Raw genomic sequence first — 23,846 nt, forward strand, 5'->3', positions numbered from 1 at the left:
CAGTCGGGCCGGCGCCATTGCGTCGGTTATTGCGCAGGAGGTATTGCCATGGAACATGAAACTCTGTTGCTCGACACTCAAGGACGTGTGGGAGTGATCACACTCAATCGTCCCAAGGCGCTCAACGCGCTGAACGAACAACTGATCAGCAAACTGAACAAAGCGCTGGATCATTTTGAACAAGATCCGGCCATCGGCTGCATCGTCATCACAGGTTCGGCAAAAGCGTTCGCCGCCGGCGCAGACATCAAGGAAATGGCCGATCTGAGCTTCCCGCAGATCTACTTGGACGACTTCTTCGCCGCCGCCGACCGCATCGGCAACCGGCGCAAGCCGATCATCGCTGCAGTGGCCGGCTATGCCCTGGGCGGTGGTTGCGAACTGGCGCTGATGTGCGACTTCATCTACGCCGCCGACAATGCCCGTTTCGGCCTACCGGAGCTCGGTCTCGGCGTACTACCGGCTCTTGGCGGTACCCAACGGCTGACCCAGGCCCTGGGCAAAGCCAAGGCCATGGAACTGTGCCTGACCGGACGCCAGATGGACGCTCAGGAAGCCGAGCGCGCCGGCTTGGTGGCGCGCGTCCTGCCGCTGGACAGCCTGCTGGAGGAAACACTCAAGGTCGCCCAGGGTATCGCCGCCAAATCTCTACCGGCCACCATGCTGGTCAAGGAGTGCGTCAACCGCGCCTTCGAGGGCAGCCTAAGCGAAGGTCTACGCTTCGAACGCCGCGCGTTCCATGCATTGTTCGCCACGACCGACCAGAAGGAAGGCATGGCCGCTTTCGTCGAGAAACGCCCGGCGCAGTTCCAGCACCACTGAAACCCCACATGAGCAAGAGGTCTCCACCATGCATATCGGTTTTCTCGGTCTCGGCAACATGGGCGCGCCCATGGCCTGCAACCTGCTCAAGGCCGGCCACAGGCTGAGCGTGTTCGACCTGTCCGCCGCTGCCGTCGCCGGTCTGGTCGAGGCTGGCGCCACAGCCGTCGCCTCTCCCGCCGCGCTGGCGCAAACCGATGTCGAGGTAATCATCACCATGCTGCCGGCAGCCCCTCATGTGAAGGGAGTCTACCTCGGTGCCGATGGCCTGCTGGCCAACGTCCGTCCCGATGTGCTGCTGATCGACTCCTCGACCATTGATCCGCACAGTGCCCGCGAAGTGGCCAAGGCCGCCCTCGCCCAAGGCAACCCGATGCTCGATGCGCCGGTGTCCGGCGGCACCGGTGGCGCATCGGCCGGTACCCTGACCTTCATGGTCGGCGGCGCTCCAAGCGCCTTCGAGCGTGCCCAGCTAATCCTTGCCGCCATGGGCAAGAACATCGTCCACTGCGGCGGCACCGGTAATGGCCAGGTGGCCAAGGTTGCCAACAACATGCTGCTCGGCATCTCGATGATCGGCGTCGCCGAGGCCATGGCCCTCGGCGTTGCGCTGGGTATGGATGCCAGCGTGCTGGCCGGAGTGATCAACACCTCCAGCGGCCGCTGCTGGAGCTCGGATACCTACAATCCCTTTCCCGGCGTGATGGACAATGTGCCATCTGCGCGCGGCTACAGCGGTGGTTTCGGTACCAATCTGATGCTCAAGGATCTGGGTCTCGCCACCGAGGCGGCCAAACAGGCTCGCCAGCCGGTGCTGCTCGGTGCGGTGGCTCAGCAGCTTTACCAGAGCCTCAGCCAGCAAGGGAACGGCACCTTGGACTTCTCCGCCATCATCAACCTGTATCGCAAGCAGGAGGCCTGAGCATGAGCGACGCCGAAGCGCCCGTATTGGCCGAAGTACGCAACCGAGTCGGCCATCTGACGCTGAACCGCCCGACCGGCCTGAATGCCCTGACCCTGCCGATGATCAGGATCATGTGGCAACAGCTACAGGTCTGGGAGGACGACCCCGCGATCCTCGCCGTGGTGCTGCGCGCCAACGGCGAAAAGGCCTTCTGCGCCGGAGGTGATATCCGCGCGCTGTATGACAGCTACCGGGCCGGAGACGACCTGCACCGCATCTTCTTCGAGGAAGAATACGCCCTCGACCAGTACATACACGGCTACCCCAAACCCATCGTCGCACTGATGGACGGCTTCGTCCTCGGCGGCGGCATGGGCCTGGTCCAGGGTGCGGCACTACGGGTGGTCACCGAGCGGGTGAAGATGGGCATGCCGGAAACCGGCATCGGCTATTTCCCGGACGTCGGCGGTAGCTATTTCCTTCCGCGTCTGCCAGGTGAGCTGGGCCTCTACCTCGGTATTACCGGCAGTCAGGTTCGTGCTGCTGACGCACTTTACGCTCGTCTGGCCGACTGGTGCCTGCCCAGCGAACGGATCGCCGAGTTTGATCAAGGCCTTGAGCGGATAGACTGGACCAGTCATCCACACGAAGACCTGCGTGACCTCCTCTCCACCCTGGCCAGCAACAGGCTTCCGGGGGCCGAACTCAAGGCGCTGCGTCCAGCCATCGACGAGTACTTCGCCCTGCCCGACCTGCCGGCGATCCGCGCCTCGCTTATGGCGGAAAGCCGCCCGGAATATCAGGACTGGGCTGAAGAAACCGTCAAGCTGATCGACAGTCGTTCTCCGCTGGCCATGGGGGTCACCCTGGAATTGCTGCGTCGAGGCCGCGCCATGGCGCTGGGCGAATGCTTCGAGCTGGAACTGCATCTGGATCGCCAATGGTTTGCCAAGGGCGACATCATGGAAGGCGTGCGCGCACTGATCGTCGACAAGGACAAGACGCCGCACTGGAACCCGTCCACTCTGGCAGAACTTGTCCCCGAGCGGGTGCAGGCATTCTTCGCCGGATTCCGGCTTGTCAGGGGCAAGCCCCGCGACAGCAGCGTTTCCGCATGAACGGATGCCACAGGTACAAGAGAGCCCCCAATGCATGACCTCGAATTGAGCGAAGAACAACGCATGATCCGCGACATGGCCCGCGATTTCGCCCGCCGCGAGATCGCGCCCAAGGCCCAGTCCTGGGAAAAAGCCGGCTGGATCGATGACACCCTGGTTACACAGATGGGCGAGCTGGGCCTGCTTGGCATGGTGGTTCCCGAGGAATGGGGCGGCTCCTACATCGACTACGTGGCCTACGCCCTGGCGGTGGAAGAAGTCTCCGCCGGCGACGGTGCCACCGGCGCGCTGATGAGCATCCACAACTCGGTGGGCTGCGGACCGATCCTGCGCTACGGCAGCCAGAAGCAGAAGGAACGGTGGCTGCCCAGCCTAGCCAGCGGTCAGGCCATTGGCTGCTTCTGCCTGACCGAACCACACGCCGGCTCCGAGGCGCACAACCTGCGCACCCGCGCGGTGCTGGACGGCGAGCACTGGGTGCTCAACGGCGCCAAGCAGTTCGTCAGCAACGGCAGGCGCGCGCAACTGGCCATCGTCTTTGCCGTTACCGACCCGGAACTGGGCAAGAAGGGCCTGTCGGCATTCCTGGTGCCCACCGACAACCCCGGTTTCGTGGTCGACCGCAGCGAACACAAGATGGGTATCAAGGCTTCCGACACCTGTGCGGTAACCCTGAACGACTGTGTGATCCCTGAGGCCAACCTGCTCGGCGAGCGCGGCAAGGGCCTAGCCATCGCCCTGTCCAATCTCGAAGGCGGCCGTATCGGCATAGCCGCTCAGGCCCTGGGCATCGCCCGTGCGGCGTTCGAAGCAGCCCTCGGCTATGCCCGCGAACGCATCCAGTTCGGCAAGCCGATCATCGAGCACCAAAGCGTGGCCAACATGCTCGCCGACATGCACACCCGGCTCAACGCCACACGCCTACTGGTCCTCCACGCGGCTCGGCTGAAGAGTGCCGGCCTGCCCTGCCTGTCGGAAGCCTCGCAAGCCAAGCTGTTCGCCTCGGAAATGGCCGAGCGCGTCTGCTCCCACGCCGTGCAGATCCACGGCGGCTACGGCTACCTGGAGGACTACCCGGTGGAAAAATACTACCGCGACGCCCGCATCACCCAGATCTACGAAGGCTCCAGCGAAATCCAGCGCCTGCTGATCGCCCGCGAACTGGCCCACTACGACCTCTAACCTTTTTATTGCCCGAAGAGAGAACCCCATGAAAGTACTGGTTCCGATCAAACGAGTGGTCGACTACAACGTCAAGGTTCGCGTCAAAGCGGACAACTCCGGCGTCGACCTCGCCAACGTCAAGATGTCCATGAACCCCTTCTGCGAAATCGCCGTGGAAGAAGCCGTACGCCTGAAGGAAAAGGGCGTCGCCACCGAGATCGTCGCCGTTACCGTCGGCCCGGCCGCTGCCCAGGAACAACTACGCACCGCCCTGGCCCTGGGCGCCGACCGTGCCATCCTGGTCGAGTCCGCCGACGAGCTGAATTCCCTGGCGGTTGCCAAGCTGCTCAAGGCCGTTGTCGATAAGGAACAGCCACAACTGGTGATCCTCGGCAAGCAGGCTATCGACAGCGACAACAACCAGACCGGCCAGATGCTGGCGGCGCTTTGCGGCTACGCCCAGGGCACCTTCGCCTCCAAGGTCGAAGTGTCCGGTGACAAGGTTCAGGTTGCCCGTGAGATCGATGGCGGTTCGCAAACCGTCGAACTCAGCCTGCCGGCCATCGTGACCACCGACCTGCGCCTGAACGAGCCGCGTTACGCGTCGCTGCCGAACATCATGAAGGCCAAGAAGAAGCCGCTGGAGACTGTGACTCCGGACGCGCTGGGCGTTTCCACCGCCTCCACCGTCAAGACCCTGAAAGTCGAAGCGCCTGCTGCCCGCAGCGCCGGCATCAAGGTCAAGTCCGTGGCTGAACTGGTCGAGAAACTGAAGAACGAGGCGAAGGTAATCTAAATGACTATCCTGGTTATCGCTGAACACACCAATGCCGCTTTGGCGCCTGCCACCCTGAACACCGTTGCCGCTGCCGCGAAGATCGGTGGCGACATTCACGTCCTGGTCGCTGGCCAGAACGCGGGTACCGTTGCTGAAGCCGCCGCCAAGATCGCCGGTGTCAGCAAGGTGCTGGTCGCCGACAACGCGGCCTATGCCAACCAACTGCCGGAAAACGTCGCGCCGCTGGTAGCCGAGCTGGGCAAGGGTTACAGCCACATCCTGGCTGCCGCCACCAGCAACGGCAAGAACATCCTGCCGCGCGTAGCCGCTCAGTTGGACGTCGACCAGATCTCCGAGATCATCGCCGTCGAGAGTGCCGATACCTTCAAGCGCCCGATCTATGCCGGTAACGCCATCGCTACCGTGCAGTCCTCGGCTGCGGTCAAGGTCATCACCGTGCGTGCCACCGGTTTCGACCCGGTTGCCGCCGAAGGTGGTTCCGCTGCCGTTGAAGCCGTCAGTGGCCCGACCGATGCGGGCAAGTCCGCCTTCGTGGGTGAGGAACTGGCCAAGTCCGATCGTCCCGAGCTGACCGCTGCCAAGATCGTCGTTTCCGGCGGTCGCGGCATGCAGAACGGTGACAACTTCAAGATCCTCTACGCCCTGGCCGACAAGCTGGGCGCTGCTGTCGGTGCCTCGCGAGCCGCGGTCGATGCCGGTTTCGTGCCGAACGACATGCAGGTCGGCCAGACCGGCAAGATCGTTGCACCGCAGCTGTACATCGCCGTCGGTATCTCCGGCGCGATCCAGCACCTGGCCGGTATGAAGGACTCCAAGGTGATCGTGGCGATCAACAAGGACGAGGAGGCGCCGATCTTCCAGGTGGCCGACTATGGCCTGGTAGGCGACCTCTTCGAACTCGTTCCGGAACTGGAACAAGCCCTCTGAAACAAGGCCTGGTGGAGTAGCCAGGCACAAGTCCCCAACCTTCCCAGCGGATGCGTTTTTGCTCATCCGCGGGAAGCGGTTTGCCTAGGCAGACTTCACCGGAGAACAACAAGTGCACATCGGTGTTCCTCTCGAGACTCATGCCGGTGAGACGCGGGTTGCCGCGACTCCCGAAACCATCAAGAAGCTGATCGGCCAGGGCCACCAGGTCACCGTGCAGAGCGGTGCGGGCGTCAGCGCCAGCATCCCGGACAGCGCTTATGAAACTGTCGGCGCCAGCATCGGCAACGAGGCCGCCGCCTTCGCTGCCGACCTGGTGCTGAAAGTGCTCGCCCCGAGCGAGGCCGAACTGGCCCATATGCAGACCGGCGCCGTGCTGGTGGGCATGCTCAACCCGTTCAGCAACGACACCATCGCGCGCATGAATGCCCGTGGCGTCACCGCCTTCGCTCTGGAGGCCGCGCCGCGTACCTCCCGTGCGCAGAGCCTGGACGTGCTGTCGTCGCAGGCCAACATCGCCGGCTACAAGGCCGTGCTGCTGGCCGCCCACCACTATCCGCGCTTCATGCCGATGCTGATGACCGCCGCCGGTACCGTGAAGGCTGCCCGCGTGCTGATCCTCGGCGCCGGTGTCGCCGGCCTGCAGGCCATCGCCACGGCCAAGCGCCTGGGTGCGGTGATCGAAGCCTCCGACGTGCGTCCGGCGGTTAAAGAACAGATCGAGTCGCTCGGCGCCAAGTTCGTCGACGTGCCGTTCGAGACCGACGAAGAGCGCGAGTGCGCCCAGGGTGTCGGCGGTTACGCCCGGCCGATGCCGGCCTCGTGGATGGAGCGCCAGGCCAAGGCGGTGCACGAGAAGGCCAAGCAGGCCGACATCGTCATCACCACCGCGCTGATCCCGGGCCGCAAGGCGCCGACCCTGCTGCATGAAGCGACCGTCGCCGAGATGAAGCCGGGCTCGGTGGTCATCGACCTCGCCGCGGCACAAGGCGGCAACTGCCCGCTGACCGAAGCCGAGCAGGTGGTGGTCAAGCACGGCGTGACCATCGTCGGCCACAGCAACCTGGCGGCCCTGGTGCCGGCAGACGCCTCGGCCCTGTATGCGCGCAACCTGCTCGACTTCCTCAAGCTGGTCATCGACAGCGAAGGCAAGTTCCACCTCAACCTCGAAGACGACATCGTCGCCGCGTGCCTGATGTGCCGCGACGGTCAAGTCGTCCGCACCAACGGCTAAGGGGAGTACCGGACATGGATATGATTTCCGACGGCATCTACAACCTGATCATCTTCGCACTGGCCATCTACGTGGGTTACCACGTGGTATGGAACGTCACCCCGGCCCTGCACACCCCGCTGATGGCGGTGACCAACGCGATTTCCGCGATCGTCATCGTTGGCGCCATGCTGGCCGCCGCCCTGACCGTGACCCCGCTGGGCAAGGCCATGGGCACCCTGGCCGTGGCCCTGGCCGCGGTCAACGTGTTCGGTGGCTTCCTGGTCACCCGACGCATGCTGGAAATGTTCAAGAAGAAGGCCCCGAAGGCTTCGGTGGAGAAGCACTAACATGAGCATGAACCTGATCACTGTTCTCTACCTCGTTGCCTCGATCTGCTTCATCCAGGCACTCAAGGGTCTGTCGCACCCGACCACCTCCCGTCGTGGCAACGCCTTCGGCATGATCGGCATGGCCATCGCCGTACTGACCACCCTGGGCCTGATCCACAAGCTCGGCAGCGAACTGGCCCTGCAAGGCATCGGCTACGTCATCGTCGGCCTGCTGGTCGGTGGTACCGCCGGTTCGATCATGGCCAAGCGCGTCGAGATGACCAAGATGCCGGAACTGGTCGCCTTCATGCACAGCATGATCGGCCTGGCCGCGGTGTTCATCGCCATCGCCGCCGTCGTCGAGCCGCAATCGCTGGGCATCGTCGCCGCCCTGGGCGATGCGATCCCGGCCGGCAACCGCCTGGAGCTGTTCCTCGGTGCGGCCATCGGCGCCATCACCTTCTCCGGTTCGGTGATCGCCTTCGGCAAGCTCTCGGGCAAGTACAAGTTCCGCCTGTTCCAGGGCGCGCCCGTGCAGTTCAAGGGCCAGCACCTGGTCAACCTGGTGGTAGGCCTGGCCATCATCGGCCTCGGCCTGTATTTCACCCTCACCGGTGACATCCGCGCCTTCGCCCTGCTGGTGGCCCTGGCCTTCATCATCGGCGTGCTGATCATCATCCCGATCGGCGGCGCGGACATGCCGGTCGTGGTGTCGATGCTCAACAGCTACTCGGGCTGGGCGGCGGCCGGTATCGGCTTCTCGCTGAACAACTCGATGCTGATCATCGCCGGTTCCCTGGTGGGTTCTTCGGGCGCGATCCTCTCCTACATCATGTGCAAGGCGATGAACCGCTCGTTCTTCAACGTCATCCTCGGTGGTTTCGGTGGCGCGGCTGAAGACGCCGGCCCGGCTGGCGCCAAGGAAGCCCGTCCGGTGAAATCCGGCTCGAGCGACGACGCCGCCTTCCTGCTGACCAACGCCGACACCGTGATCATCGTCCCGGGCTACGGCCTGGCGGTGGCCCGTGCCCAGCACGCGCTGATGGAACTGGCCGAGAAGCTGAGCCATCGCGGGGTGACCGTGAAGTACGCGATCCACCCGGTTGCCGGGCGTATGCCGGGCCACATGAACGTCCTGCTGGCCGAGGCCGAAGTGCCGTACGAGCAGGTGTTCGAGATGGAAGACATCAACTCCGAGTTCGGCCAGGCCGACGTGGTGCTGGTGCTCGGCGCCAACGACGTGGTCAACCCGGCGGCGAAGAACGACCCGAAGTCGCCGATCGCCGGCATGCCGATCCTCGAGGCCTACAAGGCCAAGACCGTGATCGTCAACAAGCGCTCGATGGCCAGCGGCTACGCCGGCCTGGACAACGAACTGTTCTACCTGGACAAGACCATGATGGTCTTCGGCGACGCCAAGAAGGTCATCGAGGATATGGTCAAGGCCGTCGACTAACCCCTGATTATGAGCTCTCGGTAGATTGTTCATCCGGGGGCCCCAGGTTCTGGAAGCGAGAAGTACGGCGTTCAAGGAGCCAGCCGGGCGCTATTCTACCGAAGATGCGCCCTAGCCCTGTAAACGCTGCAACTACACCGCAAGCAAGACAACGGCCTGAACATCTGGACGTGTTAGGTGACGGGGCCGCATAAGTCGCGGCGGCTGCATGGCTATTTGCTGACTACCTCGAGACATCTATTCGACGTCCTGCCACCAAATAACCCCTATTAGCACCACAGTAATTCGCGCTCTGGGAACGTGGATCTAGAGATATCAGTTTCAGGCAGTTACAGATCAAGGCCACAGGCCATGAGATCCACAAACTCGAGCGGGCTCCGACTCTCGATCACCTTGTAAAGCAGGTCGCGTTTGCTGCGCGGCAACAATTTCACGCAACGCTTCGCCGTCGCCCTGACTGCGGCATCGGTTCCATGTATCCGCGCCGACAACAACAACGCGAGCGTGGCATCAGAGAGAGTCATGAAAGGATCTAAGGTAAATAACGCCTGCAGTTTACTGCCACTACCGCCATCGATGCACTACGAAAGTCCCTGAAATGGATCGCAAACAGGGTGATGGCCAGACCTTCTAAGTTAATTGTCCGGGGACAGAAGTTGAATCGACCTGCTGCCGTAGATTCTTCAGATTGCTCTCAGTATCTGCCACAAGTTGGGCAGCGCTGCAGTTGAGCGACCTAACTCCACTGCTGCCCGACCTGAATGTGCGCAGCCGAGATTTTCAGTAAACACCGAAGCAATTGTGAAAAGAACCTCATCCATTTCTGGATGCCATGAAAATTTTCTAAACCGCACCACTCCTGGGCTAGAGGCCAACTGCGCAAGATATTGCACAATTTCGTTCGGTTAGCATCGCAAGGTCAGAATTACCAATACCAAGGAATGGCATGATTCCAATTGTATAAGCAAGACTTTGGCAATGGCGTGGTTGTCTATGCAGACGATTTTGTGAAGACCGGTAAATGGGTGTTCGACTGCAACAACTCGCGCCTGATCAGCCGCGAGCCACTGGCAGCGCCTATATCGGAGCTTGAAGGAACCGGCAGGCTTGCTATTGGCGATATGTACTCGGTGAAAGATGCCGACAGAGAGCAGGCAAAGGCGGCGATCAGAGCTGTGACCGGAATTGACGGCTGGTACAGAAACCTACGTTATCGCTACTCAAGTCTGAATGAATCTAGCGATCTCAACTCACACGTTTTTGATTTGCTCGCCAAGCATGATGGCCGGCAGTGGGCATTGAAAGTTCGGCAAAGGCTTGGCTACCGGGGCGAGTCGAGTTTCAAGATAACTGTCGAGCCTTACGACCCGGCAACCTATGTGGACTACGCCAAGGCACTCCAGAACGCGGCTAAAAGCTGTCCCGCGCCCCAGTGAACGGGCGCTTATCACGACTGATCAGCGAAGAGGTTTAGGTCCATGGGGAACGCAGTCACGAACTGCGTCCTCTGATTGATCAATACATGGCCATATAGCTACATTCCCGCACCCGGCATGCAGGGACACTCCGTCGGATCGGCCCTGCATGCCGGGCAACTACGCCACCTCCCCGACACACGCCTCACCGCTTGTGAGATCACCGCCAACCATTCTGGCCACCTCATGGAGATTGGTGGGCGAGATAGCGTCGATGGCGGACTGCCCACCCAACGCTTCGCGGGACTGCAATAGCGAGCGGTAAAGCTGCCACGAATCGATGTCCTTCACCTGCTGTAACACCGCCTGCACCAGCTCGCTCTTGAGTGGATCAAGTTGCCATTCTGGAATCCGCTGACCACGGTTGCCCATGCTCAGCGTCAGCAGCTTGCCAGCCTTGATCTCCCGATTGATCTGGTCGCGGGATTTGCCTGCCAGCCTGGCGAACTGAGTCACCGGCAGATTGTGGGGAGCCTCGTAGGTTTCGAGCATGTCCATCCGCTCACGCTGGAAGTCCGAAACCACCACCTGTGCTGGTAACTCCAGTTCAGGCGGCACAGATACTGCCGACAGGCGTTTGACAGGCGTCGCCAGTACCGGCGGCAGGGGGATTGAAGGTGCCTCCCCTGATCCCATCAAATCCACAGATACCCCTGCACCTTCGTCCAACATCGGCACGCCATCAATGCGGATAGTCAGGTGCGCACTCGCAGCCTCTACCTCACCCTGCTCCAAGAGATCGAGGCGATCAGCCCAGTCCTGCATCATTTTCCGGCGGGGCTCCACATACAGGGCATGGTTGTAGGTGGCACTGACCTTGTTGGGGTCTGCGTGCGAGAGCTGGGCATCTACCCAAATCTTGAGGTATCCGACTTCGTTAAGCGCTGTGGAGAGCGTGCCACGGATGCCATGACCGGTGAGCAGGTCTTTGTAGCCCATGCGCTTGAGTGCTTCATTCAGCGTGTTCTCGCTGATGCGTTTCTTGAGTTCGCTACGGTGAGCCAACAGGTAACGCTGTGCAGGCTTGACCTGCTCCAGCAGGTAGCGAACGACCTCGATGGCTTGGACCGATAACGGCACAATGTAGGGCGGAATATCCTGTGGGCGCTGCCCGCGCTTGCGCATGCCATCCTGCAGTTGCTTGACCACCTCGGGAGGAATGACCCACAAACCGCGCTCAAGATCGAACTGATCAGGGGTCGCCAAGCGCAGCTCACCCGTGCGCACACCCGTCAGTAACAACAGGCGAATACCGAGTTGCGTGGTAATCAGCCCCCTATAACGGCGCAGCTTGTGCAGCAGGTCGGGTAGTTCAGGTAGGCGCAAGAAGGGATTATTGGCCACAGGCGGCTTGGGAACAGCCACTACATCCAGATCCGATGCTGGATTGCCCACCAACCCTTCGACTTTCACCATGGCATAGCGGAACAACTGCTTGAACCAGGTGCGCACCTTCTCCGCAGTCGTGAATGCCCTACGCTGCTCGATACGATCAAGCACTGCTAGTAGATCGAGACGACGGATGTCATAGACAGACATGGTGCCCAAGGTAGGCAGTACGTCTTTATCGAAGATGCGCTGGATCTGCGAGAGCGTGCTCTGCCGCCCCTCCTTGAGTTCAAGCCTGCGGTGAGCGAGCCACTGCAGATAGACCGCCTTGAAACTGTGCTCCGTCGCCAAACGCACAGCTCGCAGCTTCTGCTTGCGGTCGATCTTGGGGTTGATACCCTTCGCTAACAGAGCGCGGGCTTCATCACGCAACGCACGCGCGTCGCGAAGGCTGACCTCCGGATAGGAGCCCAAGGACATCCGTTTCTGTTTGGCAGCCCAGTAGTATCTGAAGTGCCAGGACTTGCCACCCGTGGCGGAAACCGCCAGCGAGAGGCTATTGAAGTCAGGGAGGGTATAGTCTTTGCCAGTGGTTCGGGCCCGCCGGACGGAGAGGTCTGTGAGTGCCATGGTATAGCTCCTGAACATGGGTCAGGGCTAGATGCTTATCTCGCAGGCCACGCTCCTCCAGCAACAATCCGGTAACCACACCACCCGTAAAGATGGACTTAAAAATGGACTTAAAAGTCCTGGCTTGGAGTGGTTTCCAGTGGATTTCACTGGAACGAAAAAAAGGCCTTGCGGCCCTTATTTCAATGAATTACAGACTTCAGTGGACGTCTATAGATCATAATCTGGAGCGGGAAACGAGACTCGAACTCGCGACCCCGACCTTGGCAAGGTCGTGCTCTACCAACTGAGCTATTCCCGCAATACAACTTGGTACTTAAAATGGCGTCCCCTAGGGGACTCGAACCCCTGTTACCGCCGTGAAAGGGCGGTGTCCTAGGCCACTAGACGAAGGGGACCTTGGAACTTTGCGAAGCGCCGCCTGAGCGTCACTTCAAGATCTGGAGCGGGAAACGAGACTCGAACTCGCGACCCCGACCTTGGCAAGGTCGTGCTCTACCAACTGAGCTATTCCCGCAAATACAACCCACTTCATAAATAAAGTGGCGTCCCCTAGGGGACTCGAACCCCTGTTACCGCCGTGAAAGGGCGGTGTCCTAGGCCACTAGACGAAGGGGACGCAGCCCGGAACTTACAACAGCTTTTCCGGCTTCCCTCGCTCTGTTTCGAGCATTGCGCTGGAAGTGGCGCGCATTCTAGGGAGGCTTTCGGAGGTCGTCAACCTCTCTCTAAAAATTTTTCAAAATCAAAGACTTCAGGCCATAAATTGACGTGGCACTAGGAGCCTCGCAGCCAAGCCACTACACTCGGACGAAAAACCAGCACTCGAGAGGTTCAAGCAGTGTCCCCACTCGTGATTACCCTGCTGATAGTCGGAGGCATCGCGCTGCTGATCGTGATCGCCTACGTCAATCACATGGTCGAAAACAGCAAGCTGGAAAAAGCCCGGCAGAAAGCCGATCTCAACGACCGTATCCGCCGCTGCCTGGATGTCTCGGAAAAGATGCCCGGCCAGTTGATGAGCGCAGCGCTGAAACTGCTGCTCAGCCGCCTGCAACTGCAACTGAGCGAACGCCTGCTGCCGCTGGACAAGGGCAACGCCGGCCTCAAGGGCAGCATCGACGAACTCAAGGCGCTGGTGGCCCGGGGCGAGTCGATCCCGGTGAACAACGCCCCGCAACCCATCCTCAACGAAGCCAAGGCCAAGGACGTGCGTTACCTTCTGGAAAACCTGCACGCCCTGATCACCGGCTCGGCGCAGATCGGTCTGCTACCGGCCAATGAAGGCAAGCACTGGCTCCAGCAGATCCGCCAGATGCTGGTGCAGCTGCATATCGAGTTCTTCGGCAACCTCGGCCAGCAGGCCCTGCAACAGAACCAGCCCGGCCAGGCGCGCCTGGCCTTCGAGCGCGGCGTGCAGTACCTGCGCAAACAACCGGAACCGGCGCTGTACCAGACCCAGCTCAAGCACTTCGAGCAGCAACTGGCGAGCGCCAACGCCCTGGTGCTGGACAAGGTGCAGCCCTCGGCCGATGCGCCCAGCGAGCTGACCGAAGGGTTGAAGAGCCTGGATGACGACGACTGGAAGAAGAAGAATATCTACGACTAGCGTCCGCCAAGCGATCCGCCACAGCCCATAAGGAACTTCGATGAGCCTGACCGTCTACGGAGCGCCGCTCTCCCCCTTCGTCCGCAAACTCTGCCTGTGCCTGCTGGAAAAGGGCCTGGACTACCAGCTGGAGATCGTCACCCCGTTCGGCCAGCCCGACTGGTACCGCGAACTCAATCCACTGGGGCGCATCCCGGCGTTTCGCGACGGCGAGCTGACCCTGGCCGACTCCAGCGTGATCTGCCAGTACCTGGAGGAGCGTTACCCCGAACGCCTGGCTCTGTACGGCGAAGGCGCGGCGCAGCGCGCCCAGGTGCGCTGGCTGGAAAAGTACGCCGACTACGAACTCGCCCCGCAGTGCACCTTCGGCGTGTTCCGCAACCGCACGCTGAAACCCAGCCTGGGCCAGCCCTGCGACGAGGCCAAGGTGCAGGCCGCGCTGCACGACAAGTTGCCGGGGCATTTCGACTACCTGGAAGGGGTTCTGGGCAAGGCCGAGTTCTTCGTCGGCGAGCGCCTGTCGATGGCCGACCTCGCCCTCGCCTGCCAGCTGATCAATATGCAGCACGGCGGCGAGACGCTGGATGCCGCGCGCTGGCCGCACCTGGCGGCGCACTACGCACGGATCAAGGCGCGCGCCTCGGTGCAGCAGCTGCTGCCGCGTGAACTGCGCACCCTGGAGAAGATCGGCGCTCGTTGATCGGCGAAGAAGCTTCGCCTTGTCCACCCTACGACTCCCGCAAGGTCTATCGCTGGTGCGCACGGCGCACCCTACGCCGCACGACTATCGAGATTCGCAAGACCCGTACGCCGTGCGCACCGCTATCGCCGACAATTACGAGACGACGGACGAACGGCTCAGCAGTCGCTCGCCGCCAGAAAGATCGCCGCCAGCGCCTCGATGCCGGCCTGATCGACCTCGCTGAAACGCCCGGTCAGCGGGCTGTCCAGATCCAGCACGCCGATCAGCCGGCCGTCCTTGAGCAGCGGCACCACCAACTCGCTGTTCGACGCGCTGTCGCAGGCGATATGCCCGGCGAAGGCGTGCACGTCCTCCACCCGCTGGGTCTGCCGGCTCGCCGCCGCCGCGCCGCACACGCCGCGCCCGAAGGGAATGCGCACGCAGGCCACCTTGCCCTGGAAGGGGCCAAGCACCAGTTGCTCGCCCTGGGCCAGGTAGAACCCGGCCCAGTTCAGGTCGGCCAGTTCGTGGAACAGGAAGGCGGAAAACTGCGCGGCGTTGGCGATGAAGTCGCGCTCGCCGGCGAGCAGCGCTTCGAGCTGCGCCGCCAACAGGGGGTAGCCGTCCAGTCCGGAGCCGGTCTGGGAAAGGTCGATCATGCGTCTTGCTCCAAGAGTTGCAGCCCGACCCAATGCCGGGCGAATTGAAAGGCGCAGCGGCCGTTGCGGTTGCCGCGACCCAGGGCCCAGCGGATCGCAGCCTTCTCCAGCGCCTCGCTCCATTGCCAGCGCAGGCCGGCCGACGCCGCCTGCACTTCGACCCAGTGGCGCACCACGCCTAAGTAGTGTTCCTGGCTGAAGGGGTAGAACGACAGCCACAGGCCGAAACGGTCGGACAGGGCGATCTTGTCCTCCACCGCCTCGTTGGGGTGCAGCTCGCCGTCGACCATCTGCCAGTTCTCGTTGTCGCTCTGCTTCTCCGGCATCAGGTGCCGGCGGTTGGAGGTGGCGTACAGCAGCACGTTGTCCGGCGCGCGCTCCAGCGAGCCGTCGAGCACGCTCTTGAGCACCCGGTAATCGCCCTCGCCGGCCTCGAACGAGAGGTCGTCGCAGAACAGCACGAAACGCTGCGGCAGGCGTGCCAGCTGCTCCACCACCCGCGGCAGGTCGGCCAGGTGATCGCGCTCAATCTCGATCAGGCGCAGGCCGGCCGCCGCGTGCTCGGCCAGCAGCGCGCGCACCAGCGACGACTTGCCGGTGCCGCGCGCGCCCCACAGCAGCGCGTGGTTGGCCGGCAGGCCGGCGACGAACTGGCGAGTGTTGCGCGCCAGCTGCTCGCGCTGGGCGTCGATGCCGATCAGGTCGTGCAGGCCGAGGTCGAGGCTGACCGCGAGGGGCTGCAGGAAACCGCTGCGGCCGTCGCGCTGCCAGCGCGCGGCCAGGCTCCGGTTCCAGTCCAGTTCCGCCCGCACCGCGGGCAACAGCGGTTCGAGGCGCGCCAGTACCTGCTCGGCACGCGCCAGAAAGCTCTGCAATCGGGAATCCACGCTCTACTCCTTTTGCGCAGGGCCGCACGCTGCGGGCTCTGCCGGTCCGGTGCCGCTATCGGCTATGCTTGGCAGGCGCCACGGATCAGAGACCACGCCCGCCGCCATGGATATCTCGCTCACCCATCGCCTGTCGTTCCGACAGGCCGGCCTGACCGTGCTGGTGGCGTTTATCCTCGGCACGTTGCTCAGCGTCACCCAGGTGGCGATCGATTATGCCAGCGAAGACGCCTCCATCAACCGCGAGATTCGCGCACTGCTGGAAATCAGCCACAACCCCGCCGCCCGTATTGCCTACAACATCGACGCCGAACTGGCCCAGGAACTGGTACTCGGCCTGCTGCGCTCGCCGGCGGTGACCCGCGCCGAACTGATCGACAACAGCGGCCTGGTGCTGGCCAGCGTCAGCCGTCCGCGCAGCGAGAGCCGCTACCGGGTGTTCAGCGACAGCCTGTTCGGCGCCCAGCGCCAGTTCCAGGATCCGCTCCATGTCGCCCACGCGCCCAACGAAGCACTCGGCGTGCTGCGCCTGGAAGTGGACACCTACGCCTTCGGCAGCCACTTCCTGCGTCGCTCGCTGCTGACCCTGCTGACCGGCTTCGCCCGCAGCCTGCTGCTGTCGCTGATCCTCCTGGTGCTGTTCTACTTCATGTTGACCAAACCGCTGGTGGGGGTCATCCGCGCGCTCAGCGAGCGCAACCCGCAGGCCCCGCAGCATCGACCGGTGCCCTGCCCCAAGGGCCACGAACGCGACGAGATCGGCACCCTGGTCGAGGTGACCAACCGCCAGCTGTCGAGCATCGCCCAGGAGATCGAGCAGCGACGCAACGCCGAGGACCGTCTGACCCAGTACCTGGCCGAACTGGAGAACATCGTCTCGGCGCGCACCGCCGAGCTCAAGGCCACCAACGCCCGCCTCAGCCAGTCCAACCGCGAGCTGGAGCAGGCGCGCACCACCGCGCTGAACATGGCCCAGGCCCGCTCGGCCTTCCTCGCCAACATGAGCCACGAGATCCGCACCCCGCTCAACGGCCTGCTGGGCATGCTCGCCCTGGCCCTGGACGGCCCGCTCAGCGCCGAGCAGCGCCAGCAGCTGGGCATCGCCCACGATTCCGGCAAGGTGCTGGTGGAACTGCTCAACGACATCCTCGACCTGTCCAAGTTCGAGGCCGGCCAGCTTGAACTGGAGCAGATTCCCTTCGACCTCGGCGTGCTGGTCGAGGAGACCGCCAGCCTGCTGTCGCAGAACGCCGCCGGCGCGGTGGAGCTGACCTGCCTGATCGATCCCGCACTGCCCGCCCAGGTCATCGGCGACCCGACCCGGGTACGGCAGATCGTCAGCAACCTGCTGTCCAACGCGCTGAAGTTCACCCGCTTCGGCCGCGTCGACCTGCAGGTGGCGCGCACTATGGACGGCGTGCGCATCCGCGTGCGCGACACCGGCATCGGCATCGCCGAGGACGCCCAGGCGCGCATCTTCCAGCCCTTCGCCCAGGCCGAAGTGGGCATCACCCGCGAATACGGCGGCACCGGCCTCGGCCTGGCGCTGACCCGCCGCCTGTGCGAGGCCATGCACGGCAGCCTCGACCTGCAATCGAAGGAAGGTTTCGGCAGCGAGTTCTGCGCCGAGCTGCCGCTGCCGGCGCATGCCGAGGCGGCGGCGTCACCGCCCCTGCGTGGCCGCATCGTCGCCCTGACCCCGGCCAGCAGCGGCCTGCAGCAGCTGCTCGCCCAGTGGCTGCCGGTCTGGGGCCTGCACTACCGGCGTCTGGACACCGACGCCAGCCTGCTCGGCGAGGACGCCGACCTGCTGATCAGCGACTGCCCGGAATGCCTGCTCGGCCTGCGTCAGGCCGTGAACACCCCGGTGCTGCTGGTCACCGCCTACGGCAACTTCCTGCCCGGCGATCAGGCCCAGCGCCTCGCCCCACTGCAGCAGATCGCCCGCCCGCTGGCGCGCGCCGGCCTGCTGCAGATGCTCCGCCATATCCTCCACAGCGATGCGCCGAACGTCGGTGATACGCCCCATATCCAGGCGCCGAGCGAGCGCTCGGCGCGGGTGCTGCTGGTGGAGGACAACCCGGTCAACCAGCTGGTGGCCAAGGGCATGCTGGCCAAGCTGGGCTGCCAGGTGCTGGTCGCCGGGCATGGCGGCGAAGCGCTGGACCTATTGGAGCGCGAGGCCGTCGACCTGGTGCTGATGGACTGCAACATGCCGGTGATGGACGGCTATGAGGCCAGCCGGCGGATTCGCCGCAACGGCCGCTGGCCGGACCTGCCGATCGTCGCGCTGACCGCCAATGCGCTGTCCGACGAGCGCGAACGCTGCCGCGCCGCCGGCATGAGCGACTACCTGGCCAAGCCCTTCCGCCGCGAGGAGCTGGCCGCCCTGCTCGATACCTGGTTGCCGGCCGCGGTCAGCCGTTAAACCGGCTGGTGCGCACGGCGCACCCTACACGAGGACGCGCCGACATCCCGTAGGGTGCGCCGCGCGCACCGCCGAAACCGAGGCAATCCCGGTGCGCACGGCGCACCCTACACGAGGACGCGCCGACATCCCGTAGGGTGCGCCGCGCGCACCGCCGAAACCGGGGCAATCCCGGTGCGCACGACCTGGGAGGCCCCGCCACACCCTAGGTGCCGAGCCGGCTCAGCAGACGATCCAGGCGCTGGCGCAAGCCGTCCAGCTCGGCCAGCTCCTCGCCGCCGAACTGGCACAGCAGCTGCGCCTTGAGCGGCGCCACCCGCGCCTGCAACGCCCTGCCCGCCTCGCTCAACGCCAGGTGCACCTCGCGCTCGTCGTGTGCAGCGCGGCGGCGCTGCACCAGGCCCATCTGCTCCAGACGCTTGAGCAGCGGCGTGAGGGTGCCGGAGTCCAGCTGCAGGCGCTGGCCCAGGGCCTTCAGCGTCGGCTGCTCGGGCGCCTGCGCCTGCCATTCCCAGAGCACCAGCATCGCCAGGTACTGCGGGTAGGTCAGGCCCAGCGCGTCGAGCATCGGCTTGTAGGCGCGGATCACCGCACGCGAGGCGGCGTAGAGCTTGAAGCACAGCTGGTTGTCCAGCTGCAGTTGGGCGCTATCGAAAGCGGTCATTTGAGCAGGGCTTCGATTTCGCTGGAGAGCTCCTCCGGCTTGGTGGTCGGGGCGAAGCGCTTGATCACCTGACCGTCCTGGCCGATCAGGAACTTGGTGAAGTTCCACTTGATGCCCTGACTGCCGAGCAGGCCGGGGGCACGCTGCTTCAGCTGGACGAACAGCGGATGGGCATCGGCGCCATTGACGTCGACCTTCTTGAACAGCGGGAAGCTGACGCCGAAGTTCAGCTCGCAGAACTCGGAGATCGCCCCCTCGTCGCCCGGCTCCTGCTTGCCGAACTGGTTGCAGGGAAAGCCCAGCACCACCAGGCCCTGGTCCTTGTACTGCTGCCAGATGCTTTCCAGGCCCTTGTACTGCGGGGTGAAGCCGCACTTGCTGGCGGTGTTGACCACCAGCACGGCCTTGCCGCCGAAATCGGCCAGGGTCTTCTGCTCGCCCTTGATGGTGGTGACCGGGATATCGAAAAGCGCGTTGCTCATGGGGAATCGTCCTGAATGGGCTTGAAGTGACGAACAAAGTAGCGAGCAATTAAATTGCATGCAATTCAATTGACGAAGAATAAGTCATGCAGATATCGCACTATCCGTAAGGCGGCTAGCGGCGCCGCGTAACCCAACAGGCGATGGGTTGCGCTGGATCGATGCTGGGTTACGCCGCACCTGGCTTAGCGAACTGATCGACAAGTGTGACAAGCGGCTAACCCACCCTACAAGACGGTGGCGTCGATGCGCACAAAGGTAGAGGGATACACGCAATCCCGTAGGGTGGGTTAGCGGCGCCGAATGCCAGACTGCCATACGCAGATGAACTCAGCGCGCCGCGTAGCCCACCGGGCGATGGATCGCGTTACTCCAATGGTGGGTTACGCCGCATCAAGCACAGATGACTGATCCACAAACGCGTCAGGCGGCTCACCCACCCTACGCCACCGTCGCCCCCAACGCCCGCACCAATCCGGCCAACTGCGGGGCTTCAGCCCCCTGCAGGCGTACGCGCAGGCCGTCGAGTTCGCGGCGCATCGGGTAGTGCTTGCGCAGGCGGTCGAAGCCGGCGCGGCGTGCCTCGGCGTCGCCGATAAGGCTGCGGCGGAAATCCGCATCGTCGCGGCGCGGGTCGTACACCGCGCGGCACAGGGCAGCCAGCGCCCAGGCCGGGTCGGCAGTGCCGTCCAGCGTCACCTCGCTCAGCCAGGGCGCCGGCAGCAAGTCGGCCAGACGCACCTGTTCGGGCAGGCCGAGGGCGCGGCAGCAGGCCTGGTAGATCTGCGCCGTGCCGCGCAGCTTGCCGTCCAGGCTGTAGCCGGCGATATGCGGGGTGGCCAGCTGACACAGCGCGGCCAGTTCGACGTCGGCCTGCGGCTCGCCTTCCCAGACGTCGAGCACCGCCTTGAGATCCGGCCGCTGCGGCAGCAGCTGACGCAGCGCGGCGTTGTCCACCACCGCGCCGCGGCTGGCGTTGATCAGCCAGGCGCCGGGCTTGAGCGCCGCCAGACGCGCGGCATCGAACAGATGGCGGGTGCCGGCGTCCAGCGGCGTATGCAGGCTGATCACCTCGCACTCGGCGACGATCCGCTCGAGGTCGACGAAATCGCCGCCCTCGGCGGCCTGCCGCGGCGGGTCGCACACCAACACCTGCCAGCCCAGGCCGCGCAGCAGCTCGACCAGGCGCCCGCCGACCTGCCCGGCGCCAACCACGCCATAGACCCGCGCGGCCGGGTCGACGCCTTCGCGCTCGGCCAGGCACAGCACGCTGCCCAGCACGTAGTCCACCACGCCGCGGGCGTTGCAGCCCGGCGCGCTGCTCCAGGCGATGCCGGCTGCGGCGAAGTAGTCGAGATCCAGGTGATCGGTGCCGATGGTGCAGGTACCGACGAAACGCACGCGACTGCCTTCCAGCAGCGCGCGGTCGACGCGGGTCACCGAGCGCACCAGCAGCAGGTCGGCGTCGCGCACATCGGCCGCCGCGATGGCCCGGCCGGGCAGCCGGCGGATGCTGCCGAAGGCGGCGAAGAACTCGTCGAGCAGGGGGATGTTTTCGTCGGCGACTATATGCATGGCGGGCTCCGCGGGTCAGGCCGCCATTCTATGCCAGCGCGGCGCCAGCGTCGCCCCGCATGCCGCCGCGCAGAGCGGCACGGCGCGCTTTCCTGACCAAGGCGTCAGGGCGTAGACTACGCGGTTTTCCGCCCAACCGAAGAACCCTCATGTCTGCCGAGAACCGCCTGGGGCGCGTGCGCACGGAGCTGCGCAGCCTGCTCGTCCTGGCCACGCCGATCATCATCGCCCAGCTGGCGCACACCGCCATGGGCTTCGTCGACACCCTGATGGCCGGGCGGGTCAGCCCGCAGGACCTGGCCGCCGTGGCGCTGGGCAACTCCATCTGGGTACCGGTGTTCCTGCTGATGACCGGCATCCTCCTGGCCACCACGCCCAAGGTGGCGCAGCGCTTCGGTGCCGGCGAGGAGGCAGCCATCGGCCCGCTGGTGCGCCAGGCGCTATGGCTGGCCCTGGTGGTCGGCGGCGGCGCCGCGGCGCTGTTGTGGAACGCCGAGTTCATCCTGCGCTACATGGGCATCGAGCCGGCGCTGATCACCCCGGCCATGGGCTACCTGCGCGCGGTGGCCTGCGGTTTCCCGGCGGTGGCGCTGTACCACGTGCTGCGCTGCTTCAGCGACGGCCTCGGCCACACCCGGCCGAGCATGGTGCTGGGCATCCTCGGCCTGCTGCTGAACATCCCGGCCAACTACATCTTCATCTACGGCAAGTTCGGCCTGCCGGCCATGGGCGGCGTCGGCTGCGGCTGGGCCACGGCGCTGGTGATGGGCTTTATGCTGATCGGCATGCTGGTCTGGGTGAAGTGGGCGCCCTACTACCGCCCCAGCGCGCTGTTCGCCCGCTTCGAGCGGCCGCAGTGGGCGGTGATCAAGCGCCTGCTGGCCATCGGCGTGCCGATCGGCGTGGCGGTATTCGCCGAATCGAGCATCTTCGCGGTGATCGCCCTGCTGATCGGCGGCCTCGGCGCCACCGTGGTCGCCGGCCACCAGATCGCCCTGAACTTCAGCTCCATGGTGTTCATGATCCCCTACTCGCTGGGCATGGCCGCCACCGTGCGGGTCGGCCAGGCGCTGGGCCGCGGCCAGCCGCGCGAGGCGCGCTTCACCGCCGGGGTGAGCATGGGCGCGGCGCTGGGCTATGCCTGCCTGTCGGCCAGCCTGATGCTCCTGCTACGCGAGCAGATCGCGCAGATCTACACCCCGGACCAGGCGGTGATCGCGGTGGCGGCGACGCTGATCGTCTATTCGGCGCTGTTCCAGTTCTCCGACGCCATTCAGGTCACCGCCGCCGGCGCCCTGCGCGGCTACCAGGACACGCGCATCACCATGTTGCTGACGCTGTTCGCCTACTGGGGCATCGGCCTGCCGGTGGGCTATGCGCTGGGGCTCTCCGACTGGCTGGGCGAACCCAGCGGTCCCAGCGGGCTGTGGCAGGGCCTGGTGGTCGGCCTGACCTGCGCCGCGCTGATGCTGGCGGTGCGCCTGGCACGCAGCGCGCGCAAACGGATTCGTGCGACGGCCTGAGTCGAACCCGGCGCGCCGAGGCCATACACTGGCGGCATGAAGCGACTCGCCCTGCTCCTCTGCCCACTGCTGCTCGCCGCCTGCGGTCCGGCCGATAACGGCCTGGCGCTGCAGGCCGACTACCTCCAGCGCCTGGATCGGGCGCTGGAGAGCGACGGTTTCGTCGCCTTCGACAGCCGCAGCGCCAGCCAGTACCGCCTGCCGCCGCGACGCGAACGCCTGCTGGCGCTGCCCGAGCTGCGTATCGGCCTGCTCGATCTGGTGCTCGACGCGCGGCGCTGCCCGCACCTGCAGCAGCTGATCAGCCAGCGCAACAGCAGCCTGGGCAAGCAGCTGGTGCCCAGCCAGCGCCTGGGTTACGAGGGTGACCTGCTGCGCGCCATCGACGACTGCCTGCCGCACCTGCAAGACGACGCCGGCCTGAAGACCACCCTGCAGCGCCTGGCCGCCGACAAGCGCGGCCAACTGCCGGCGGTATTCTGGAATGCCCTCAACGGCAGCCGCGAGGTCGAACGCTACCTGCGCTTCGCCGACCAGGCGCTGCCCGTCGCCTTCGCCGAGGACGGCGCCGCGCTGGATGCCCTGGAGCAACTGGCGGTCATCGGCGCCGGCCTGCCGCAGCGCCTGCCGCCGCCTGCCGAACGGCTGGAGCCGCTGTTCTTCGCGCTCTACGCCAGCGACCAGGGCGGCCAGCTGATCACCAGCCTGGCCAGCCTGCGCCACAGCCTCGACGCCGCCAGCGAGCTGCTCGAGCAACGCCAGCAACGCCGGCCGCTATGCCCGCTGGGCCAGGCGACGCCGCGCGGGCGCATCCTGCAGAACATCTTCGTCAAGTTCTACGCCGGCGGCCTGCAGCCCTACCTGGCCGCCGTCGACCAGCGCGGCCAGCAATGGCAGGCGGCGCTGCGCCAGTTGCAGGGCATCGAAGGCATACCGCCGGCGACAGGCACCTATCTGGAGCGCCTGGCCGGCGAACGGGACTCGCTGTGGATGGATTTCCGCGCCGCCACCACGCGACACGTCAAGGCCTGGCAGACGCTGCTGAACAGCTGCGGACTGGCGCCGGGGCAAGCGGGCTGGAGCGGAACGCCAGACGACAGGTAGCGGCTTCGTACGCCGTGCGCACCGAGGATCACCGATCACAAACCCGGGCAACAGATGCTGTGTA

The 23,846-nt window shown here is 64.6% G+C and carries 22 protein-coding genes, 4 tRNA genes and 1 pseudogene; 16 read left to right on the plus strand and 11 right to left on the minus strand.

What is annotated here, in order from left to right; all coding sequences use genetic code 11:
- Positions 1-48 precede the first annotated feature (48 nt).
- From ACIGKL_RS20900 to ACIGKL_RS20945, 10 genes and pseudogenes are all read left to right on the plus strand, one after another.
- A complete protein-coding gene (locus ACIGKL_RS20900) occupies positions 49-822 on the plus strand; it encodes an enoyl-CoA hydratase (protein ID WP_397488348.1) in 774 nt (257 codons plus the stop codon).
- Positions 823-850: 28 nt separating this feature from the next.
- The gene (gene mmsB, locus ACIGKL_RS20905; RefSeq protein WP_397488349.1) at positions 851-1,744 is read left to right on the plus strand and encodes a 3-hydroxyisobutyrate dehydrogenase; all 894 of its coding nucleotides are present in this window, start codon (positions 851-853) and stop codon (positions 1,742-1,744) included.
- Between the two features lie 2 nt (positions 1,745-1,746).
- Positions 1,747-2,844 (plus strand): enoyl-CoA hydratase/isomerase family protein, encoded by a 1,098-nt coding sequence (locus ACIGKL_RS20910; RefSeq protein ID WP_397488350.1) that lies wholly within the window; start codon positions 1,747-1,749, stop codon positions 2,842-2,844.
- A gap of 30 nt (positions 2,845-2,874) precedes the next feature.
- Positions 2,875-4,026, plus strand: coding sequence for an acyl-CoA dehydrogenase (locus ACIGKL_RS20915; protein WP_397488351.1), 1,152 nt, complete (start codon positions 2,875-2,877; stop codon positions 4,024-4,026).
- Positions 4,027-4,054: 28 nt separating this feature from the next.
- Positions 4,055-4,804: an electron transfer flavoprotein subunit beta/FixA family protein gene (locus tag ACIGKL_RS20920; RefSeq protein ID WP_397488352.1), complete on the plus strand. Its 750-nt coding sequence runs from the start codon at positions 4,055-4,057 to the stop codon at positions 4,802-4,804.
- On the plus strand, positions 4,805-5,734 hold the full coding sequence (locus ACIGKL_RS20925; protein ID WP_397488353.1) for an electron transfer flavoprotein subunit alpha/FixB family protein: 930 nt from the start codon (positions 4,805-4,807) through the stop codon (positions 5,732-5,734).
- 112 nt (positions 5,735-5,846) lie between these two features.
- Positions 5,847-6,968 (plus strand): Re/Si-specific NAD(P)(+) transhydrogenase subunit alpha, encoded by a 1,122-nt coding sequence (locus ACIGKL_RS20930; protein ID WP_397488354.1) that lies wholly within the window; start codon positions 5,847-5,849, stop codon positions 6,966-6,968.
- A 14-nt stretch (positions 6,969-6,982) separates the two neighbouring features.
- Positions 6,983-7,297 (plus strand): NAD(P) transhydrogenase subunit alpha, encoded by a 315-nt coding sequence (locus ACIGKL_RS20935; RefSeq protein WP_397488355.1) that lies wholly within the window; start codon positions 6,983-6,985, stop codon positions 7,295-7,297.
- A 1-nt stretch (position 7,298) separates the two neighbouring features.
- A complete protein-coding gene (locus ACIGKL_RS20940) occupies positions 7,299-8,735 on the plus strand; it encodes an NAD(P)(+) transhydrogenase (Re/Si-specific) subunit beta (RefSeq protein WP_397488356.1) in 1,437 nt (478 codons plus the stop codon).
- 126 nt (positions 8,736-8,861) lie between these two features.
- Positions 8,862-9,008 (plus strand): annotated as a pseudogene (locus ACIGKL_RS20945) (conjugal transfer nickase/helicase domain-containing protein); the annotation flags it as partial.
- 56 nt (positions 9,009-9,064) lie between these two features.
- Here ACIGKL_RS20945 and ACIGKL_RS20950 read toward each other — a convergent pair.
- Complete coding sequence (locus ACIGKL_RS20950) at positions 9,065-9,259, minus strand: hypothetical protein (RefSeq protein ID WP_397488357.1); 195 nt, start codon at positions 9,257-9,259, stop codon at positions 9,065-9,067.
- Between the two features lie 432 nt (positions 9,260-9,691).
- Between ACIGKL_RS20950 and ACIGKL_RS20955 the strand changes: the two genes are divergently transcribed.
- Positions 9,692-10,171, plus strand: coding sequence for a hypothetical protein (locus ACIGKL_RS20955; RefSeq protein ID WP_397488358.1), 480 nt, complete (start codon positions 9,692-9,694; stop codon positions 10,169-10,171).
- Positions 10,172-10,330: 159 nt separating this feature from the next.
- Here ACIGKL_RS20955 and ACIGKL_RS20960 read toward each other — a convergent pair whose 3' ends face one another.
- The 5 genes from ACIGKL_RS20960 to ACIGKL_RS20980 form a co-directional block, all read right to left on the minus strand.
- A complete protein-coding gene (locus ACIGKL_RS20960; RefSeq protein ID WP_397488359.1) occupies positions 10,331-12,169 on the minus strand; it encodes a tyrosine-type recombinase/integrase in 1,839 nt (612 codons plus the stop codon).
- 225 nt (positions 12,170-12,394) lie between these two features.
- A tRNA-Gly gene (locus ACIGKL_RS20965) sits at positions 12,395-12,470 on the minus strand.
- Between the two features lie 21 nt (positions 12,471-12,491).
- Positions 12,492-12,567: transfer RNA gene (locus ACIGKL_RS20970), tRNA-Glu, on the minus strand.
- A 43-nt stretch (positions 12,568-12,610) separates the two neighbouring features.
- Positions 12,611-12,686: transfer RNA gene (locus tag ACIGKL_RS20975), tRNA-Gly, on the minus strand.
- Positions 12,687-12,712: 26 nt separating this feature from the next.
- Positions 12,713-12,788, minus strand: a tRNA-Glu gene (locus tag ACIGKL_RS20980).
- Positions 12,789-13,010: 222 nt separating this feature from the next.
- On the opposite strand from ACIGKL_RS20980, the gene ACIGKL_RS20985 reads away from it, so the two are divergent.
- Both ACIGKL_RS20985 and ACIGKL_RS20990 read left to right on the plus strand, forming a co-directional pair.
- A complete protein-coding gene (locus ACIGKL_RS20985) occupies positions 13,011-13,778 on the plus strand; it encodes a hypothetical protein (protein ID WP_397488360.1) in 768 nt (255 codons plus the stop codon).
- 40 nt (positions 13,779-13,818) lie between these two features.
- Positions 13,819-14,478, plus strand: a complete 660-nt coding sequence (locus ACIGKL_RS20990; RefSeq protein ID WP_397488362.1) for a glutathione S-transferase family protein — start codon at positions 13,819-13,821, stop codon at positions 14,476-14,478.
- A 158-nt stretch (positions 14,479-14,636) separates the two neighbouring features.
- On the opposite strand, the gene ACIGKL_RS20995 is transcribed toward ACIGKL_RS20990, so the two are convergent.
- Both ACIGKL_RS20995 and ACIGKL_RS21000 read right to left on the minus strand, forming a co-directional pair.
- A complete protein-coding gene (locus ACIGKL_RS20995; protein WP_397488363.1) occupies positions 14,637-15,119 on the minus strand; it encodes a GAF domain-containing protein in 483 nt (160 codons plus the stop codon).
- Complete coding sequence (locus ACIGKL_RS21000) at positions 15,116-16,006, minus strand: ATP-binding protein (protein WP_397488364.1); 891 nt, start codon at positions 16,004-16,006, stop codon at positions 15,116-15,118. Before ACIGKL_RS21000 ends, ACIGKL_RS20995 begins: the two co-directional genes overlap by 4 nt.
- A 106-nt stretch (positions 16,007-16,112) precedes the next feature.
- On the opposite strand from ACIGKL_RS21000, the gene ACIGKL_RS21005 reads away from it, so the two are divergent.
- Entirely contained in the window at positions 16,113-18,434 is a 2,322-nt protein-coding gene (locus ACIGKL_RS21005; protein ID WP_397488365.1) for a response regulator, read from the plus strand.
- Positions 18,435-18,639: 205 nt separating this feature from the next.
- Here the strand turns inward: ACIGKL_RS21005 and ACIGKL_RS21010 are convergent, their stop codons facing one another.
- The 3 genes from ACIGKL_RS21010 to pdxB form a co-directional block, all read right to left on the minus strand.
- Positions 18,640-19,098 (minus strand): MarR family winged helix-turn-helix transcriptional regulator, encoded by a 459-nt coding sequence (locus ACIGKL_RS21010; RefSeq protein WP_021444510.1) that lies wholly within the window; start codon positions 19,096-19,098, stop codon positions 18,640-18,642.
- Entirely contained in the window at positions 19,095-19,580 is a 486-nt protein-coding gene (locus tag ACIGKL_RS21015; RefSeq protein WP_397488366.1) for a glutathione peroxidase, read from the minus strand. The genes ACIGKL_RS21010 and ACIGKL_RS21015 overlap by 4 nt, the downstream gene beginning before the upstream one ends.
- 441 nt (positions 19,581-20,021) lie before the next feature.
- Positions 20,022-21,155, minus strand: a complete 1,134-nt coding sequence (gene pdxB / locus ACIGKL_RS21020; RefSeq protein ID WP_397488367.1) for a 4-phosphoerythronate dehydrogenase PdxB — start codon at positions 21,153-21,155, stop codon at positions 20,022-20,024.
- A gap of 149 nt (positions 21,156-21,304) precedes the next feature.
- Here pdxB and ACIGKL_RS21025 point away from each other — a divergent pair, with 149 nt between their 5' ends.
- Both ACIGKL_RS21025 and ACIGKL_RS21030 read left to right on the plus strand, forming a co-directional pair.
- Positions 21,305-22,678 (plus strand): MATE family efflux transporter, encoded by a 1,374-nt coding sequence (locus ACIGKL_RS21025; protein WP_397488368.1) that lies wholly within the window; start codon positions 21,305-21,307, stop codon positions 22,676-22,678.
- A gap of 36 nt (positions 22,679-22,714) precedes the next feature.
- Positions 22,715-23,782 carry a DUF3080 domain-containing protein gene (locus ACIGKL_RS21030; protein ID WP_397488369.1) on the plus strand — a complete coding sequence of 356 codons (1,068 nt, stop codon included), beginning with the start codon at positions 22,715-22,717 and terminating at the stop codon, positions 23,780-23,782.
- Positions 23,783-23,846 lie beyond the last annotated feature (64 nt).

The sequence above is a fragment of the Pseudomonas sp. NPDC077186 genome (assembly GCF_044543505.1).
Lineage (GTDB): Bacteria > Pseudomonadota > Gammaproteobacteria > Pseudomonadales > Pseudomonadaceae > Aquipseudomonas.